This window comes from Methylibium sp. (genome assembly GCF_013817365.1).
In the GTDB taxonomy this organism is placed as follows: Bacteria; Pseudomonadota; Gammaproteobacteria; order Burkholderiales; family Burkholderiaceae_C; genus Methylibium.
This window is the reverse complement of sequence record NZ_JACDCU010000033.1, coordinates 1-16216: the sequence shown is the minus strand read 5'-3', so window position 1 is coordinate 16216 and position 16216 is coordinate 1. Positions and strand designations below refer to the sequence as shown.

At 66.6% G+C, this 16216-nt stretch carries 14 protein-coding genes; 6 read left to right on the top strand and 8 right to left on the bottom strand.

The window, feature by feature from the left end; genetic code table 11:
* Positions 1 to 98 precede the first annotated feature (98 nt).
* The 5 genes from mnmE to rpmH all read right to left on the bottom strand — a co-directional run bounded on the left by mnmE (position 99) and on the right by rpmH (position 4183).
* Positions 99 to 1469 carry a tRNA uridine-5-carboxymethylaminomethyl(34) synthesis GTPase MnmE gene (gene mnmE / locus H0W38_RS04050; RefSeq protein WP_292451425.1) on the bottom strand — a complete coding sequence of 457 codons (1371 nt, stop codon included), beginning with the start codon at positions 1467 to 1469 and terminating at the stop codon, positions 99 to 101.
* 105 nt (positions 1470 to 1574) lie between these two features.
* On the bottom strand, positions 1575 to 3254 hold the full coding sequence (yidC, locus tag H0W38_RS04045; RefSeq protein ID WP_292451424.1) for a membrane protein insertase YidC: 1680 nt from the start codon (positions 3252 to 3254) through the stop codon (positions 1575 to 1577).
* On the bottom strand, positions 3251 to 3556 hold the full coding sequence (yidD, locus tag H0W38_RS04040; RefSeq protein ID WP_292451426.1) for a membrane protein insertion efficiency factor YidD: 306 nt from the start codon (positions 3554 to 3556) through the stop codon (positions 3251 to 3253). Before yidD ends, yidC begins: the two co-directional genes overlap by 4 nt.
* 5 nt (positions 3557 to 3561) lie before the next feature.
* Complete coding sequence (locus H0W38_RS04035; protein ID WP_292451422.1) at positions 3562 to 4023, bottom strand: ribonuclease P protein component; 462 nt, start codon at positions 4021 to 4023, stop codon at positions 3562 to 3564.
* A 25-nt stretch (positions 4024 to 4048) separates the two neighbouring features.
* Complete coding sequence (rpmH, locus tag H0W38_RS04030) at positions 4049 to 4183, bottom strand: 50S ribosomal protein L34 (RefSeq protein WP_292441858.1); 135 nt, start codon at positions 4181 to 4183, stop codon at positions 4049 to 4051.
* Positions 4184 to 4574: 391 nt separating this feature from the next.
* Here rpmH and dnaA point away from each other — a divergent pair, with 391 nt between their 5' ends.
* From dnaA to gyrB, 3 genes are all read left to right on the top strand, one after another.
* Complete coding sequence (gene dnaA, locus H0W38_RS04025) at positions 4575 to 5978, top strand: chromosomal replication initiator protein DnaA (RefSeq protein ID WP_292451420.1); 1404 nt, start codon at positions 4575 to 4577, stop codon at positions 5976 to 5978.
* A gap of 235 nt (positions 5979 to 6213) precedes the next feature.
* Positions 6214 to 7332, top strand: coding sequence for a DNA polymerase III subunit beta (gene dnaN, locus H0W38_RS04020; RefSeq protein WP_292451418.1), 1119 nt, complete (start codon positions 6214 to 6216; stop codon positions 7330 to 7332).
* A 105-nt stretch (positions 7333 to 7437) separates the two neighbouring features.
* Positions 7438 to 9993 carry a DNA topoisomerase (ATP-hydrolyzing) subunit B gene (gene gyrB / locus H0W38_RS04015; RefSeq protein WP_292451417.1) on the top strand — a complete coding sequence of 852 codons (2556 nt, stop codon included), beginning with the start codon at positions 7438 to 7440 and terminating at the stop codon, positions 9991 to 9993.
* A gap of 6 nt (positions 9994 to 9999) precedes the next feature.
* On the opposite strand, the gene H0W38_RS04010 is transcribed toward gyrB, so the two are convergent.
* Both H0W38_RS04010 and H0W38_RS04005 read right to left on the bottom strand, forming a co-directional pair.
* Positions 10000 to 10674: a hypothetical protein gene (locus H0W38_RS04010; RefSeq protein ID WP_292451415.1), complete on the bottom strand. Its 675-nt coding sequence runs from the start codon at positions 10672 to 10674 to the stop codon at positions 10000 to 10002.
* 55 nt (positions 10675 to 10729) lie between these two features.
* The gene (locus tag H0W38_RS04005; RefSeq protein ID WP_367161577.1) at positions 10730 to 11695 is read right to left on the bottom strand and encodes a hypothetical protein; all 966 of its coding nucleotides are present in this window, start codon (positions 11693 to 11695) and stop codon (positions 10730 to 10732) included.
* Positions 11696 to 12004: 309 nt separating this feature from the next.
* Between H0W38_RS04005 and H0W38_RS04000 the strand changes: the two genes are divergently transcribed.
* Positions 12005 to 12742, top strand: a complete 738-nt coding sequence (locus H0W38_RS04000) for a hypothetical protein (protein WP_292451413.1) — start codon at positions 12005 to 12007, stop codon at positions 12740 to 12742.
* Between the two features lie 6 nt (positions 12743 to 12748).
* Here the strand turns inward: H0W38_RS04000 and H0W38_RS03995 are convergent, their stop codons facing one another.
* Positions 12749 to 14371, bottom strand: a complete 1623-nt coding sequence (locus H0W38_RS03995; protein WP_292451411.1) for an MFS transporter — start codon at positions 14369 to 14371, stop codon at positions 12749 to 12751.
* Between the two features lie 96 nt (positions 14372 to 14467).
* Here H0W38_RS03995 and H0W38_RS03990 point away from each other — a divergent pair, with 96 nt between their 5' ends.
* Positions 14468 to 15199, top strand: coding sequence for an ABC transporter ATP-binding protein (locus H0W38_RS03990; RefSeq protein WP_292451409.1), 732 nt, complete (start codon positions 14468 to 14470; stop codon positions 15197 to 15199).
* The coding region (locus H0W38_RS03985; RefSeq protein ID WP_292451407.1) for an FtsX-like permease family protein at positions 15183 to 16216 on the top strand (1034 nt) is incomplete at its 3' end. The genes H0W38_RS03990 and H0W38_RS03985, both read left to right, overlap by 17 nt.

Sequence of the window (16216 nt, the reverse complement as noted above, 5' to 3'; positions counted from 1 at the left end):
GGTTGAACGTGTGTGTACATTGTAGGAACAAAGAAGCCCGCTAGGACACGGGCTTACGGGGGTTCTTTGTTACTCAGTGGACGGCGTGGGAAGCGGTGTTATTTTCCGATGCAGAACCGGCCGAAGATTTCACCCAGCAGATCGTCGGCCGTGAAGCGGCCCGTGATCGCGCCGAGCGCGTCGTGCGCGCAGCGCAGTTCTTCGGCCAGCAAGTCCAGCGCGGCGTCGTCGCGCGCGGCCAGCGCCTGCGCTTGCTCGACATGGGCGCGTGTGGCGTGCAGTGCCTCCAGGTGACGCGCCCGGGCGATGAACACGCCCTCAGCGCCGGCCTGCCACCCGGCGAGCTGCAGCAAACGCTGTCGCAGCGCCTCGAGCCCGTCGCCGGTGCGCGCGGAGAGCGCCAGCGCGTCAGCCGGCATCACTTGCGCATCCACCGCATCGATCTTGTTATAGACGTCGAGCACGCTCACACCAGGCGGCAGGCGACAGGAAATCTCGTGCTCGCCGGCTCGATAAGCCGCGTCGTCGCCGCGCGTGAGGTCGTGCAGGAAGATCACCACGTCGGCTGAGCCGATCGCGCCCCAGCTGCGCTCGATGCCCAGGCGCTCGACCTCGTCGCTCGCCTCGCCATCGGTGCGCAGGCCGGCGGTATCGATCACGTGCAGCGGCACGCCCTCGATCTGGATGGTTTCGCTGACCTTGTCGCGCGTGGTGCCGGGAATGGGCGTGACGATGGCCAGCTCGGCCCCCGCCAGCGCATTGAGCAGCGAGCTCTTGCCCACGTTGGGCTGGCCGGCCAGCACCACGCGCAGGCCTTCGCGCAGCAGCGCGCCTTGGCGGGCGCGGGCCAGCACGGCGTCGAGCGCCGCGGCGATGCGCGCGAGCCGCCCGCGCGCGTCGGCCTGCTGGAGGAAATCGATCTCCTCCTCAGGGAAGTCGAGCGTCGCCTCGACCAGCATGCGCAGCTCGATCAGCCGATCACGCAGCCCGTCGATCTCGTGCGAGAAGGCGCCCGTCAGCGCACGTGAGGCCGAACGGGCCGCCGCCTCGGTGCTGGCGTCGATCAGGTCGGCCACCGCCTCGGCCTGGGCCAGGTCGAGCTTGTCGTTGAGAAAGGCCCGCTGGGTGAACTCGCCCGGCTCAGCCAGGCGCGCACCCGGCAGCGCCTGCAGGCAGCGCGCCAGCAGCAGTTGCAGCAGCACCGGCCCGCCGTGCGCCTGCAGCTCGAGCACCTCTTCGCCGGTGTAGCTGTGCGGCGCCGGAAAGTGCAGCGCCAGGCCTTGGTCGATGACGCCGCCCTGGCTGTCGAGAAAGCCCAGGTAATGGGCATGACGTGGCGCAAGGGCCTGCCCGCACACCGCTTTAACCAGCCCGCCCAGGTCGCGCCCCGACACGCGCACGATGCCGACCGCACCACGACCGGGCGCGCTGGCAATGGCGGCAATGGCGTCGTGGAGGCGCGCGAGCATGACGTGATTGTCGAGTCTTCAATGCACAACGCCCCGCAAGCGGGGCGTTCAGAGCATGCCGCCCCGCGGAGCGCGGCAGTGGGTGGCTCTCCGAACCCCGCAACTTCAGCTCACGCCGAGCCGCCGGTTGATCAGGTACTGCTGCGCGATCGACAGGATGTTGTTGGTGATCCAGTACAGCACCAGGCCGGCCGGGAAGAAGAAGAACATCACCGAGAACACCATCGGCATGATCCACATCAGGCGCGCCTGCATGGGGTCCGGCGGCGTCGGGTTGAGCCAAGTCTGCAGCAAGGTCGTGGCGGTCATGACGAGCGGGAGGATGAACCACGGATCGCGCACCGACAGGTCCGTGATCCAGCCAATCCACGGCGCATTGCGCATCTCCACGCTCGACAGCAGCACCCAATAGAGCGCAATGAACACCGGCATCTGCACGAGGATCGGAAGGCAGCCGCCCAGCGGGTTGACCTTTTCCTCGCGGTAGATGCGCATCATCTCCTGCTGCATCTGCTGCGGCTTGTCCTTGAGCCGCTCGCGCATCTCCATCACCTTGGGGTTGATGGCCTTCATCTTGGCCATCGACTTGTAGGCGTGGGCGTTGAGCGTGTAGAAGGCGGCCTTGAGCAGCACCACCAGCGCCACGATGGCCCAGCCCCAGTTGCCCAGGATCTTGTGCAGCTGGTCGAGCAGCCAGAACAGCGGCTTGGACAGGATGGTGAACCAGCCGTAGTCCTTGACCAGGTCCAGCCCCGGAGCCAGCGCCTCGAGCTTCTTCTCTTCCTGTGGGCCGACGTAGAGCAGGTTGTCGAAGGTCTTGCTTTCACCGGGCGCGATGCTGCCCAGCGGAAAGATCTGCCCCACCGCGTAGAGGTTGTTGTCGACCTTGCGCGTGTAGAACTCGCGCGGCGCGGGGTCGGTGTGCAGCCACGCCGAGAAGAAATAGTGCTGGACCATGGCGACCCAGCCGTTGTCGGCGGCCTTGTCGAAGCGCGCGTCGCCGTCCTCGATATCGCCGAAGTCGATCTTCTGAAACTTGGCCGCGTCGGTGTAGGCCACCGGCCCGGTGAAGGTGAAGTAAAAGCTCGACTCACCGGGTGGCGGATTGCCGTCGCGCACCAGTTGCGTGTAGAGCTGCGGCGACACCGGCTCGCTGGAGGTGTTGATCACCTCGTGGCGAACCTTCACCCCGTAGTCGCCACGCGTGAAGGTCAAGGTCTTGCGCAGCTTGACGCCACCCTGCTCGGCCGACTCGAACACGACGCTGACCGCATCGCGGCCCGGCGCCAGCGTGGTCTCGCCAGACTGCAGCTCGAGCGGCGTCAGGTGGTTGGGCAGGCCGGGCGCGCCGATGAGGCCGGTCTGGGCGAGGTAAACGCGCTCGGCCGAACGGTCGAAGACCAGCACGTTGCGGCTCGGGTCGTTCGGGTCCATGTGCTCGAGCAGCTCGGCCCGCACCACATCGCCGCCGCGCGCGTCGAGGCTCACCTGCAGCACATCGGTCGTGACGGTCACGGTTCGCGACGGGGCGGCGACGGGCGCACCTGCCACCGGCGGCGTACCGACCGCCGGGCTCGACGCGGCCGCGGCCGCGATGGTCGCCGCCGCAGGGACCGAACCGGGCGCCGTGCCGGAGGGCTGCGCCGGCGCAGCCGCACCGGCTGCCGGACGCGACGTGGGACCGAACAGCGAAGGCTGGCCGGTGTGCTTGTTCCAGCCATCCCAAAGCAGGACGAGCGACATCGTGAAAACCACCCAGAGCAGGGTGCGGCGCATATCGGTCATGGCGTGATCTCGAAAGGGGATCGGGGAGCCGGCTCGGCGGCCCGGCGACCCCATGGGCCGCACAGGCGTGAAAGCCAGCCGGGCAAATCGGCCGGCACCGGGTCATGGCCGCCGGCGCAACCCGGATGGCAACGAAACACCCGCCCGGTGGCGAGCAGGCTGCCGGCCAGAGCGCCGTGGCGCTCGAGCGCGCCCTGCGCGTAGGCCGAGCAGGTCGGCTCGAAACGGCAGCCGCTGCCCAGCCAAGGGCTAAGCAGCAGGCGATAGCCTCGCACCAGAAGGATCAGCAGGCGTTGCGGCAAGCGCTTCATGCGCGCGTGCTCTTCCGCACGCTGGCCGGCGCGCTGGCCCGGCTGGCGCCGACAAACAGGGCCTGCAACTCATCGCGCACCCGGTCTTGCAGCGCAACGGATGCGGCGCTGGGAAACTGATCGATCGGGTAAGGACTGCGCAAGCGCAACAGCCAGTCGCCGGCCACGAGTTGTTCCGCGCAGGACGCGAACGCGGTGCGCCCCTGCCGCTTGATGAGGCTGCGCGTCACTGACCGTCGAGCATGGCGCTTGGGCACCACGAGGCCGAAACGGAGGCGGTCATCCACAGGCGCCGGCGCCTCGATGTTCTGATCTGTTGACAACTTCGGCGCCGGTGATCCGGCAGCGCAGGCCACGTGGTGCAAAAAGAAGTGCTCGCTCCGCGCGCAGGGCCGACTCGAAAGGGCTCGCTCGAAGTCGGCGGCGCGCAGGTCGGCGCCGCCGCTGGCAGGGCTCACGGCCGGGCTGGCGAGGGTGGCCGGCTCAGACCGCTAGGCGCTTGCGGCCCTTGGCGCGGCGAGCGTTGAGGATCTGGCGGCCGGCACGCGTCTTCATGCGCAGCAGAAAGCCATGGGTGCGCGCGCGACGGATCTTGGAAGGTTGATAGGTGCGTTTCATGATGAGCCTTCGTAGAGCAAATAGCTGCCCCGGAGATGGTGCCGACTGGAGCGCCAGGGAACCGGCGCTGTCTCGAACTGGATGCGGCGTTGCTGGCCGGAATCTCTCTGGGAGATCTCGTTTGCTCGACCCCGCGCCAGTGACCGCGCGCTCTTGACCGTGACGTACGCCAGGAGCCGAGGCCGCAACGAAGTCCGTCGATCACCCCGCGGAAAACCCGTGATTAGAGCAAGAAAGTCTTTTCCGGTCAACGATTTGCCGGTTTGGGGGCTCTGCACGCGCTCGTCAGCAGCCTGCGCGGGCGGGCTCCACAAACTGTGGATAACACGGTTTTTGCCCCCGATGCCCCGCTAGAATTCCATCGCTCCGACCTTGATTGTCCACAACACCGATGAGCGCCGATGTCTGGTCGCGCGGCTGCGAACGCCTGGCGACCGAGCTGCCCGAGCAGCAGTTCAACACCTGGATACGCCCGCTGCCCGCCGCCGACCTGATCGACCAGGGCGAAGGCGCTGTAGCCACCTTGCGCGTGCCCAACCGCTTCAAGCTCGACTGGATCCGCAACCAGTACGGGGCTCGGATAGAAAACGTGCTCAGCGAGCTGGTCGGCAAGCCGGTCCGGCTCGAATTGCTGCTCGCCGCGCGCGAAGCGCCGCCACGCGGCGAACCTGCAGTCGCCAACGGCCAGCCTCAAGCCCTCGGGGCCTGGCTGGGCACCACGCCGCGGCCGGTAAGGAGCGCAACGGCCACCTCGGCCGGCGCTGCAGCGCAGCCCCAGCACCGCCTGAACGCCAACCTGACCTTCGACACCCTGGTGCCCGGTCGCGCCAACCAGATGGCCCGCACGGCGGCATTGCACGTGGCCGGCGCTCCGGGCGCCATGTACAACCCGCTGTTCATCTACGGCGGGGTCGGCCTGGGCAAGACGCACCTGATCCATGCGGTGGGCAATGCGCTGCTGGGCGACCGGCCGGACGCGCGCATCCTGTACCTGCATGCCGAGCAGTTCATCACCGACGTGGTGAAGAACTACCAGCGCAAGACCTTCGACGAGCTCAAGGCCAAGTACCACTCGCTCGACCTGCTGCTGATCGACGACGTGCAGTTCTTCGCCGGCAAGGAGCGCACACAGGAGGAGTTCTTCAACGCCTTCGAGGCGCTGCTCGCCAAGCGCGCACACATCATCATGACCAGCGACACCTACCCCAAGGGGTTGGCCGACATCGACGAGCGCCTCACCTCGCGCTTCGACGCCGGACTCACGGTGGCCATCGAGCCGCCCGAGCTCGAGATGCGTGTGGCCATCCTGATGAAGAAGTCCGACGTCGAAGGCGCGCCCATGCCCGAGGACGTGGCCTTCTTCATCGCCAAGAACGTGCGCGCCAACGTGCGCGAGCTCGAAGGCGCGCTGCGCAAGGTGCTGGCCTATGCGCGCTTCTCGCAGAAGGACATCAACATCGCGCTGGCCCGCGAGGCACTGAAAGACCTGCTGTCGATCCAGAACCGGCAGATCTCGGTCGAGAACATCCAGAAGACCTGCGCCGACTTCTACAAAATCAAGGTCGCCGACATGTACTCCAAGAAGAGGCCCGCCTCGATCGCCCGGCCGCGCCAGATCGCCATGTATCTGGCCAAGGAGCTCACGCAAAAAAGCCTGCCGGAAATCGGCGAACTGTTCGGCGGTCGCGACCACACCACCGTCTTGCACGCGGTGCGCAAGATCGGCGCGGAGCGCGGCAAGAACACCGAACTCAACCAGCAGCTGCACGTGCTGGAGCAGACCCTCAAAGGATGAGCACGCCCATGCCCGTGCCGTCAAGTGACAAACCTGGGGACAAGTTCTCGTCAAGTGCCAGGCTGTCCACAGGCCAGAGCGCGAATGCAAAGTTGTTGCCGGCCACTCCCGCACGACCGGCGCGTTTGCGCACAGGCTTCGGGGCGTGCTAAATCCCTGCCCCATCAGGCGAAAATAGCCTTGTCCACAGGACAGCGCTCCCCCTACTAATACGACTAGTCTTAAAGAGGTTCAAATGATTGTCTTGAAGAGCCCGCAGGAAAAGTTTCTCGCTGCGCTGCAGGCGGTGGCCGGCATCGTCGAACGCCGGCACACCCTGCCCGTGCTAGCCAACGTGCTGCTGCGCAAGACCGGTCCGGAGATCGAGTTCACGACCAGCGATCTGGAAATCCAGGTGCGCACCCGGGCCAGCTTCGAGGGCGATGCGGGCGATTTCCAGGCGACGGTGGGAGCGCGCAAACTGATTGACATCCTGCGCACCCTGCCGGCCGATCAGAACGTCACGCTGAGTTCGGCACAGAGCAAGCTGACGCTTTCAGGCGGCAAGAGCCGCTTCACCCTGCAGACCCTGCCAGCCGAGGATTTCCCGCTGGTGCAGGAGGCCGCCGATTTCGGCCCGGCCTTCAGCGTGCCACAGAAGTCGCTCAAGGCGCTGATCGCGCAGGTGCACTTCGCGATGGCGGTGCACGACATCCGCTACTACCTCAACGGCATTCTGTTCGTGGCCGAAGGCAAGAGCCTCACCCTGGTTGCCACCGACGGGCACCGGCTCGCGCTCGCCCAGGCGACGCTCGAGGTCGAGATGCCCAGGCAGGAGGTGATCCTGCCGCGCAAGACCGTGCTCGAGCTGCAGCGCCTGCTGCGCGATGACAAGGAAGGCGGCGAGGGAACCATCGAGATGCGTTTCGCTGGCAACCAGGCCAAGTTCGTTTTTTCGGGCATGGAGTTCGTCACCAAGCTGGTCGAAGGCAAGTTCCCCGACTACAACCGCGTCATTCCGAAGAACCACAAGAACCACGTCACCCTGGGTCGTGCACCGCTGCTCGCCAGCCTGCAGCGCGCCGCCATCCTGACCAGCGAGAAGTTCAAGGGCGTGAGGATCAACATTGAGCCGGGCACCCTTCGCATCGCGTCGAGCAATGCGGAGCAGGAAGAAGCCAAGGAAGAGCTCGAGATCGACTACGGCGGCGATGCCATCGAGATCGGTTTCAACGTGACCTACCTGATGGACGCACTGGCCAACATGGACCAGGAGATGGTCAGCCTGTCGCTGCAGGACGGCAACAGCTCGGCGCTCGTGACGGTGCCCGAGCAGGCCGGCTTCAAGTACGTCGTGATGCCGATGCGCATTTGAATCTCACCCCGCCTTGCCAGCACAGCGGGCCGTGAGCCCGCTGCCGCGTTTTGAAGGGGCCGGCTTTCCCGAAAAGTCCCAGCCCAGCGAGTGAAAAGAGCCCCCATGAGCGACCCGAAAATCCCGCAGCACCACGTCGACAACGGCGTGACCCGGCAGCCTGTGCCTTCGGCCGAAGGCCACGTGATCTCCATCGGCTCGGACGCGTCGGTCGCCTATGGCGAAGGCTCGATCCAGATCCTCGAAGGCCTGGAGGCCGTGCGCAAGCGCCCTGGCATGTACATCGGCGACACGTCGGACGGCACCGGCCTGCACCACCTTGTGTTCGAGGTGGTCGACAACTCCATCGACGAGGCGCTGGCCGGGCATTGCGACGACATCCTCGTCACCATCCATTCCGACAACTCCATCTCCGTCATCGACAACGGCCGCGGCATTCCCACCGGCGTGAAGATGGACGACAAGCACGAGCCCAAGCGCAGTGCGGCCGAGATCGCACTCACCGAATTGCACGCCGGTGGCAAGTTCAACCAGAACAGCTACAAGGTCTCGGGTGGGCTGCACGGCGTGGGCGTGAGTTGCGTCAATGCGCTGTCAAAGCAGCTGCGCCTCACGGTGCGGCGTGAGGGCAAGGTGCATTTGATGGAGTTCAAGCGCGGCGTGCCGCAGGAGCGCGTGATCGAACAGCGCAATGGTTTCGAGATCAGCCCGATGCGGATCACCGGCGAAACCGAGAAGCGCGGCACCGAAGTGCACTTCCTGCCCGACGAAGAGATCTTCACCAACATCGACTTCCACTACGACGTGCTGGCCAAGCGGCTGCGCGAGCTCAGCTTCCTGAACAACGGCGTGAAGATTCGCCTGGTCGACGAGCGCAACGCGAAGGAAGACAACTTCGAATATGCCGGCGGCGTGAAGGGCTTCGTCGAATTCATCAACACCGGCAAGAAGGTGCTGCACCCCAACATCTTCCACGCCCTCGGCGACAAGACCAGCGAGTTCAACACCAACATCGGCGTCGAAGTGGCGATGCAGTGGAACGACGGCTACAACGAGAGCGTGCTCTGCTTCACCAACAACATCCCGCAGCGCGACGGCGGCACCCACCTGACCGGCCTGCGCGCGGCGATGACCCGCGTGATCAACAAGTACATCGACGACAACGACCTTGCCAAGAAGGCCAAGGTCGAGATCGCCGGCGACGACATGCGCGAAGGTCTGGCCTGCGTGATCAGCGTCAAGGTGCCCGAGCCCAAGTTCAGCAGCCAGACCAAGGACAAGCTCGTGTCGAGCGAGGTGCGCGGCCCGGTGGAAGAAATCGTCGGCAAGCTGCTCAACGACTACCTGCTGGAGAACCCGACCGACGCCAAGATCATCTGCGGCAAGATCGTCGATGCCGCGCGCGCCCGCGAGGCCGCCCGAAAGGCGCGCGAGATGACGCGCCGCAAGGGCGTGCTCGACGGCATGGGCTTGCCCGGCAAGCTGGCCGACTGCCAGGAAAAGGACCCGGCGCTGTGCGAGATCTACATCGTCGAGGGCGACTCGGCCGGCGGCAGCGCCAAGCAGGGCCGCGACCGCAAGTTCCAGGCGATCCTGCCGCTGCGCGGCAAGATCCTGAACGTGGAGCGCGCGCGTTTCGAGAAGCTGCTCACGAGCAACGAGATCCTCACGCTCATCACCGCCCTAGGCACCAGCATCGGCAAGGACGAATACAACCCCGACAAGCTGCGCTACCACCGCATCATCATCATGACGGACGCGGACGTCGACGGCGCACACATCCGCACCTTGCTGCTGACCTTCTTCTACCGCCAGATGCCCGAGATGGTCGAGCGCGGCCACATCTACATCGCCCAGCCGCCGCTTTACAAGGTGAAGTTCGGCAAGGAAGAGCAGTACCTGAAAGACGGCCTGGAGCTCGACGGCTACCTGCTCAAGGTGGCCCTGCGCGAGGCGCGGCTCGAGACCGGCGTGGACGGCGCGGTGCTCGAGGGTGACGCGCTCGAAACGCTGGCGCGCCAGTACGTACTGGCCAACAACGTCGTGGACCGGCTGGCCAACTGGATGGACGTGGAGGCGCTGCGCGCCATCGCGGACGGCCTGGTGCTCGATCTCGACACCCTCGCCGCAGCCGAAACCTCGGCGGCTGCATTGATGGCTGCGTTGCACGACGCCGACGTGCACGCCGTATTCGACGCGCGCACCGACAAGCACCTGCTGCGCATCGGCCGTCGCCACCACGGGAACACCAAAAGCAGCGTCATCACCGCCGACTTCGTGCACGGCGCCGACTACGAGGCGCTGAGCACCGCCGGCACCACCTTCAACGGCCTGGTCGCCGCCACCGCCGTGGTCAAGAAGGGCGAAGGCGAGAGGCAGAAGGAAGCCCAGGTCGGCGACTTCCGCGAGGCCATGGCCTGGCTGATGCAGCAGGCCGAGAACAGCGTCGCCCGGCAGCGCTACAAGGGCCTGGGCGAAATGAATCCGATGCAGCTCTGGGAAACCACCATGGATCCGGCCGTGCGAAGACTGCTCAAGGTGCAGATCGACGATGCGATCGAGGCGGACCGGGTGTTCACGATGTTGATGGGCGACGAGGTGGAGCCGAGGCGGGAGTTCATCGAAGCGAACGCACTGAGGGCGGCCAACATCGACGTTTGAGTGTCATCAGTGAGTCGATATCGGTGAGGGCTGGCCTTGGATTTCTGCTTCATCGGTCCTTGCCGTCTCGGTGCCTTTGTCGACCCGCTTTCCATTCGAGTCGCGGGATAGCTCCATCGCTGGGCCTGTGCCTCCGGCAGTCCCGCCCGAGCGAGCCGACTCGACTGCCCGCTCCATCGCGTTGAGAACGAGCTCGGTCGTTACCCCGTAGACCAGATGAGCAATCAGCCCCCTTGCGTGCGCCTGCCATGGATAGGCTTGCGGCTTCGCACCCAGTCCGGTTGCTGTATTGAAGGCTTCATCCTGCATCAGAAAAACACCAAGGCCATAGAGCAGGCCGCGCATGGGCCCTCGACCGGGCAACTTGTCTCTCATGACGGCATACCCGGCAGCCGGTCCGATGCCGATCATGTAGTGGGTGATGTCACCAGCGAGATCGTGCCTGTCCGTCGCATTCAGGCCAGCGGCCTTTTCGATCGTGCTGACCAGCGCATGCGATGGCGGCTCGCCGGCAGGTCGCACCGAAACGGTCCTCGTGCGGGTTCTCGCGTCCAGACGGTTCCACATGAACCAGTCCACACGATCCAGGGCCCAGACCGCAATCGCGCCGGCAGCGGCGCCCATCAGGGCAGTCGCAGCAACTCCGGTTTCAGTTCCGGTTTCATTCATTCGCTGTTCCATGACTCTTCTCCTTTTTGCCGGCTTGGTTGTCGAGGACGCCAGATCGTTTCGCGGGCTACGGCGCTCGGTCGGCGGCATCGCCGTGGCGGGTTGCTTCGCTGCGTTTCGGTGAGAAGGTGGCGTCTTGGTTGAGCCCGGCCGCCTGCTGCGCCGCAGGCGAAGAGCCGGCGGGCGGCAGCCCGGCGTTGAGGCGCAGCTCGCGCCACTTCAACTTCGCGTCGGCCCAGCGGTGCGAGGGTGCCTGGTAGCCGAAGGCGCGGTACTTGCCTGGCGCCACCCGTCCTTTGGCCGAGACATGCGCGGCCAAGCGGTCCGTCCAGGCGTCGAAGGCCTCGAAGAATCCCGGCTCGGTGGGCAGTTGCTCGGCCTGGTTGTCCGCGTAGATGCGTCCCTTGCCGAAGTCCTGGTAGGTCCACAACGGATCGGGCACCTCGACACCGCTGAAGCGGCACTGCCAAACTAGCGGCGCATAGGCGTCGCGCAGTCCGTCGCGCATCGGCTCGGCGGCAGGATCGAACCAATCAGGATGGCGCAGGTAGCGGGGCCGCCCCTCCCGGTCGCGCTCCTCGGCCGCATCGTCACCGTAGCAGAAGAAGGCGGCAGTGCGCCCCTCCAGATGATTGAGCGAGAGTTCTTCGCGCCACTCGCCGGTGCGTTCGAGCACCATGGCCTTCTCCGGGTTCTTGTGGTCGATCAGGTCCTCCCGCGGATTGCCGCCGTTGGCACAGACCAGCCGGTCGAACATGAGCTTGAGGTTCGACGTTGGTGCGTACCAGTTGACAGGGGCCACGAAGGCCCAGGCGTCGGCGAGATCCAGCCGCGCATACAGGTCGAGGCCCCACATCAGATCGGGCTCGTTCTTGTCGCCCGCTTCGTAGCAATTGCACGGCCACACGCACAGCGCCATCGACGTCGAAACGCACGCATTGCAGCTCTGGATGCGTGCGCGGCCATAGACGTTGCCGAGGTCCTCAACGTCGATCTCCCATTCGGACGGGAGCCGATCGGCCAGCCGCATCATGAGCGCGCGCGCCTTCGAGTCGACGCCGGGGCAACGGACGCTTCTGTGGCGTCAACGCAGTGTGTTGATCGTTTGGCTTCATTGTGAGAACTCCTCACCATTGCGGCTGCCCACGATGGGTAACTGGCGGATTCAGAGCAAGCCGCGCTCCTGAGCGCAGTTGTTCTGCTTCGATCCCAACGGCGCGAAAGTCGAACTGGATTTCGATCCGAGCGAAGCCCTCTGAAGATCGACAGGCCCTGTTCTTCCCGCGCAGGAACATCGGTTGCTGTTGACGGTCGCAATGGCATTGCCTGCCGTCACGACCCGATGCCCCAGTTCCTGGTTTCGCTCGTTGCCGTCATCGCGATGGTGGCAATCCACCTTCTCGTCGGACGCTTGAGCGTGCTGTCCGGGACGCCTCGCAGCCGCTGGCTGTCCATCGCCGGCGGTGTGTCGGTCGCTTACGTGTTCCTGCATCTTTTGCCGGAACTGAGCGAAGGGCAAGACGTGCTGTCCGAAACGACGAGCAGCGCGGTGGCCTTCGCCGACCGACACGTCTACCTGATCGCGCTGGCCGGTCTCGTGGCGTTCTATGGCCTGGAGCGGTTCGCTCTGACGTCGCGTTACAGCGAGCGATCAAGGCAACGCGAAGACGCGACCAGCGCCGGCGTGTTCGCCCTGCACATCGCGTCGTTCGCGGCCTACAACGTGCTGATCGGCTATCTGCTGCTGCACCGAAATACGTCGGACACCCCTTCCCTCGTCTTCTTCGCGTTGGCCATGGCGCTGCATTTCCTCGTGACCGACTTCGGGCTGCACGAGCATCACAAGAGCCGCTATGACCGTGTGGGGCGGTGGGTGCTGGCCGTCGCGGTGCTGGGCGGCTGGCTGCTCGGCCTCTACACGCAGATCGAAGCCACGGCGATCGTGGTGCTGATCGCGCTCGTGGCAGGAGGCGTGATTCTCAACGTGATGAAGGAAGAGCTTCCCGAGCGGCGGGAGAGCCGGTTCTCGGCGTTCCTGCTCGGCGTCGCCGCATACGCGGTGCTGCTGCTCGCGATGTAAGGACAACTACCTCCGCAGCGCCTGCGCGATGTAGCGCGACACCAGCGGCGGCGAGGCCCCGACGTGAAACGAGAGCCGCCGCTCGCGCAAGGCCACATCGAACGCCGTCATGCGCTCGAAGTGTCGCAGGTGCTCCACCCACGACTCGTCCACATAGTGTTCGATGAAGCGCCGTGAATCGGCCGCATCGCGGAACAGGCCCCACGACAGCATGCCGTGCAGCAGGCGGTTGCGGCGGCTTTCCTGCATCACCTGCAGGAATTCGTCGGTGCGCGCCGGGTCGATCAGGTAGTCGATCGTGACCAGCACCGGGCCCTCGCGCAGATCGAGGTCGATCTCGGTGCCGACCGGCCGCGCAAACTGCGTCGGCGTGAGGTCTTCGTCGGCGCCGGCCTTCGGCAGGAAGCGCCGCGTCAGCAGTACGCAGGCCAGCCCGAAAACCGCCGCGCTGATCAGGCTGGTGCGCACATCCGTCCATGTCGCGACCAATCCCCACAGCGCGGCGCCGGCGGCGCTGCTGCCCATCAGCGCCATCTGGAAGATGGACATGCCGCGCGCCCTCACCCAGTCGGGCAAAGCCATCTGGGCCGACACCATCAGCGAGTTCGCCACCGTGAGCCATGCCGCGCCCGCCACCATCATGGCCGGCGCCGCCACGGCGGCGGTGGGAGCCACGCTCACCACCAGCATCGCCGCGGCCTGCAGCGCGGTCCCGTAGATCACCAGTGCATCGCTGCGAAACGCGCGGCGCAGCCGCGGCAGGAACATCGCTGCAACGATGGCGCCGGCGCCCATCGATGCGAGCAGCAGCGTGAACGTGCCCGCGTCGCCGCCCCGCAGCCCCTTGGCCACCAGCGGCAACAGCCCGAGCAGTGCGGTCGCCTGCAGGAAGAACAGCGCCACCTGCAGCAAGATGGAATGCATCGGGCGTGACTGCCACACGTACTGCATGCCGACCCGCATCGCGCCGATGAAGCGCTCGCCCGGCAAGGCGCTGACCTTCTGCTCGCGCTTCCAGCGCCGGATGACGAAGGCCGCAGCCACCGACAGCAGCGCGTTGAGCGCGAACACATAGGCGCTGCCGGCGCTGGCGATGATCGCCCCCGCGATGACCGGCCCGATGATGCGCGACGCGTTCATCGCGATGCCGTTGAGCGCCAGCGCTGCCGCCAACTGTGGGCGCGGTACCAGTTCCGGGACGATCGCGGCAAACACCGGCCAGCGCATCGCCAGGCCGATGCCGTTGGCGAAGGTCAGCGCCAGAAGGAGCGGCGCCGTCATCGCGCCCAGCAAGACCACGGCGCCCAGCAGCAGCGCCACGGCGGCGACCCAGATCTGCGTGATCATGAAATACCGCCGGCGGTCCACGATGTCGGCCAGCGCGCCGCTGGGCAAGCCCAGCAGAAGCACCGGCAAGGTGGAGGCCGACTGCACCAGCGCCACCATCAGCGGCGACGAACTCAGCGACGTCATCATCCAGGCGGCCGCAACGTCGTTCATCCACATGCAGGCGTTGGCGGTGACCCACACGCCCCACAGCATGCGGAACACCGGCTGCTTCAACGGCGTCCAGGGCCCGATGTGCGCGGTGGCGTTCGGAGTCGCCTGCGCGGGGTTGCTTTCGTTCATGGCATCGCTCTGGAGGTGAATGCCCCTGCGCGGCCGACGCAGTGTTGCTCCCGCCACACTGGCCGCTTTTCGCTCCCGCCTCGGCGCAAATTTTCCATGATCGCACTGACCGGCCTTTCCATGCACTACATGATGGGCGCGGCGCGCATCGACGTGCTGCGCGGCGTGGACCTGCACATCGCCGCCGGCCAGAGCGTGGCCATCGCCGGGCCGTCGGGTTCGGGCAAGACCTCGTTGTTGCTGCTGCTCGCCGGCCTGGAGCGACCGGGCGCGGGCAGCGTGAGGGTCGATGGCGTGGACCTCGACGCCCTCGACCGCGATGCGCTGGCCGATCTGCGGCGCGACCGCATCGGCATCGTGTTCCAGTCCTTCCACCTGCTGCCGAGCCTGAACGCGCTCGACAACGTGGCGCTGCCGCTGCAGATCGCCGGCCGCACCGATGGCTACCCGAAAGCGCGCGAGCAGTTGCGCCGCGTCGGCCTCGCGCCGCGGATGGACCACTACCCGAGCCAGCTCTCGGGCGGCGAGCAGCAGCGCGTGGCGATCGCCCGCGCGCTGGTGCACAGCCCGGGCCTGCTGCTGGCCGACGAACCCACCGGCAACCTCGACGACCACACCGGCGAGGTGATCCGCGACCTGCTGTTCGAGCTCAACCACGACGCCGGCACGACCCTGGTGCTGGTCACCCACGACCTGGCCTTCGCCGCCCGCTGCGACCGCGTGCTGCAACTGCACGACGGGCGTCTTCACGAGACCACGGCGCACGAAGGCGACGGCGCTCACGAAGCCCGCCGTCTGGGCGCCGCACCGCATGCGCTTCCTGCTTAGCCTGGCCTGGCGCGACCTGCGCGCCAGCGGCCGATCGCTGTGGATCTTCTGCGCCTGCCTCGCCCTGGGCGTGGCGCTGGTCGCCGCCGGCGGCGGGCTTTACCGACAAGTCGCCGGCAGCCTTCAGGCCGATGCACGCGCGCTGTTCGGTGGCGATGTGGAAGTGCGCCACGACCGCCCGCTCGAAGAGGCGGAGATCGCCTGGATGCGCGCGCGCGGCGAGGTCTCGCTGCTGACCGAATTGCGCACCATGCTGCGGACCGCCGAGGGCCGCGCGCAGCTCATCGAGCTGCAGAGCGCCGACGCACGCTACCCCCTCTACGGCAGCGTGACGCTGTCCCCGGCCGGATCGCTGACTGAGACGCTGGCCTTGCGCGATGGCACCTGGGGCGTCGCGCTCGACGCGGTGCTGGCGCAACGCCTGGGCCTCGCGCCGGGCGACCGCGTCGAGATCGGCGACATCGGTCTCGAAGTGCGCGCGGTGGTCCTGCGCCAGCCCGACCGCAGCCTGCGCGCCGACTGGAGCGGCGCGCCCGCGCTGGTGGCGGCCGGTGCGCTGCAGGCCACCGGCCTGGTGCAGCCGCTCAGCCGTGTGGCCTACCGCTACCGCGTGCGCACCGAGCTCGAGCCGGCGGCGTGGCGCGACAATTTCATGGCGGCCTTTCCCCGCGCCGACGCCGAGGTGCGCAGCTTCGAGCAACGCAGCGAGCGCATCGCCGAGGTGCTGGGGCAGATCGGATCGGGCCTGCTGCTGGTGGGTTTCTCGGCGCTGTTCATCGGTGGGTTGGGCGTCTTCAACAGCGTGCAGGCGTACCTGCAAGGCAAGCTCGGGACTCTCGCCACGCTGCGGGCGCTGGGCTTGCGCGATGGCCGGCTGGCAGCGCTGGTGCTGTTGCAGATCCTGATCCTGGCGCTCGGCGCCAGCTTCGTCGGCGCGCTGTTCGGCGGGGCGCTTGCGCTCGGCGGCGCGGCTCTCGCGGCCGAGCGGCTGCCGCTGGCGCCCGCGCTGCTTCAGCT

Bases quoted from the DNA above. Each gene is read 5' to 3' on its own strand.
- mnmE (WP_292451425.1), bottom strand. From the start codon at position 1,469: ATGCTCGCGCGCCTCCACGACGCCATTGCCGCCATTGCCAGCGCGCCC.
- yidC (WP_292451424.1), bottom strand. From the start codon at position 3,254: ATGACCGATATGCGCCGCACCCTGCTCTGGGTGGTTTTCACGATGTCG.
- rpmH (WP_292441858.1), bottom strand. From the start codon at position 4,183: ATGAAACGCACCTATCAACCTTCCAAGATCCGTCGCGCGCGCACCCAT.
- dnaA (WP_292451420.1), top strand. From the start codon at position 4,575: ATGAGCGCCGATGTCTGGTCGCGCGGCTGCGAACGCCTGGCGACCGAG.
- dnaN (WP_292451418.1), top strand. From the start codon at position 6,214: ATGATTGTCTTGAAGAGCCCGCAGGAAAAGTTTCTCGCTGCGCTGCAG.
- gyrB (WP_292451417.1), top strand. From the start codon at position 7,438: ATGAGCGACCCGAAAATCCCGCAGCACCACGTCGACAACGGCGTGACC.
- H0W38_RS04010 (WP_292451415.1), bottom strand. From the start codon at position 10,674: ATGGAACAGCGAATGAATGAAACCGGAACTGAAACCGGAGTTGCTGCG.
- H0W38_RS04005 (WP_367161577.1), bottom strand. From the start codon at position 11,695: ATGATGCGGCTGGCCGATCGGCTCCCGTCCGAATGGGAGATCGACGTT.
- H0W38_RS04000 (WP_292451413.1), top strand. From the start codon at position 12,005: ATGCCCCAGTTCCTGGTTTCGCTCGTTGCCGTCATCGCGATGGTGGCA.
- H0W38_RS03995 (WP_292451411.1), bottom strand. From the start codon at position 14,371: ATGAACGAAAGCAACCCCGCGCAGGCGACTCCGAACGCCACCGCGCAC.
- H0W38_RS03990 (WP_292451409.1), top strand. From the start codon at position 14,468: ATGATCGCACTGACCGGCCTTTCCATGCACTACATGATGGGCGCGGCG.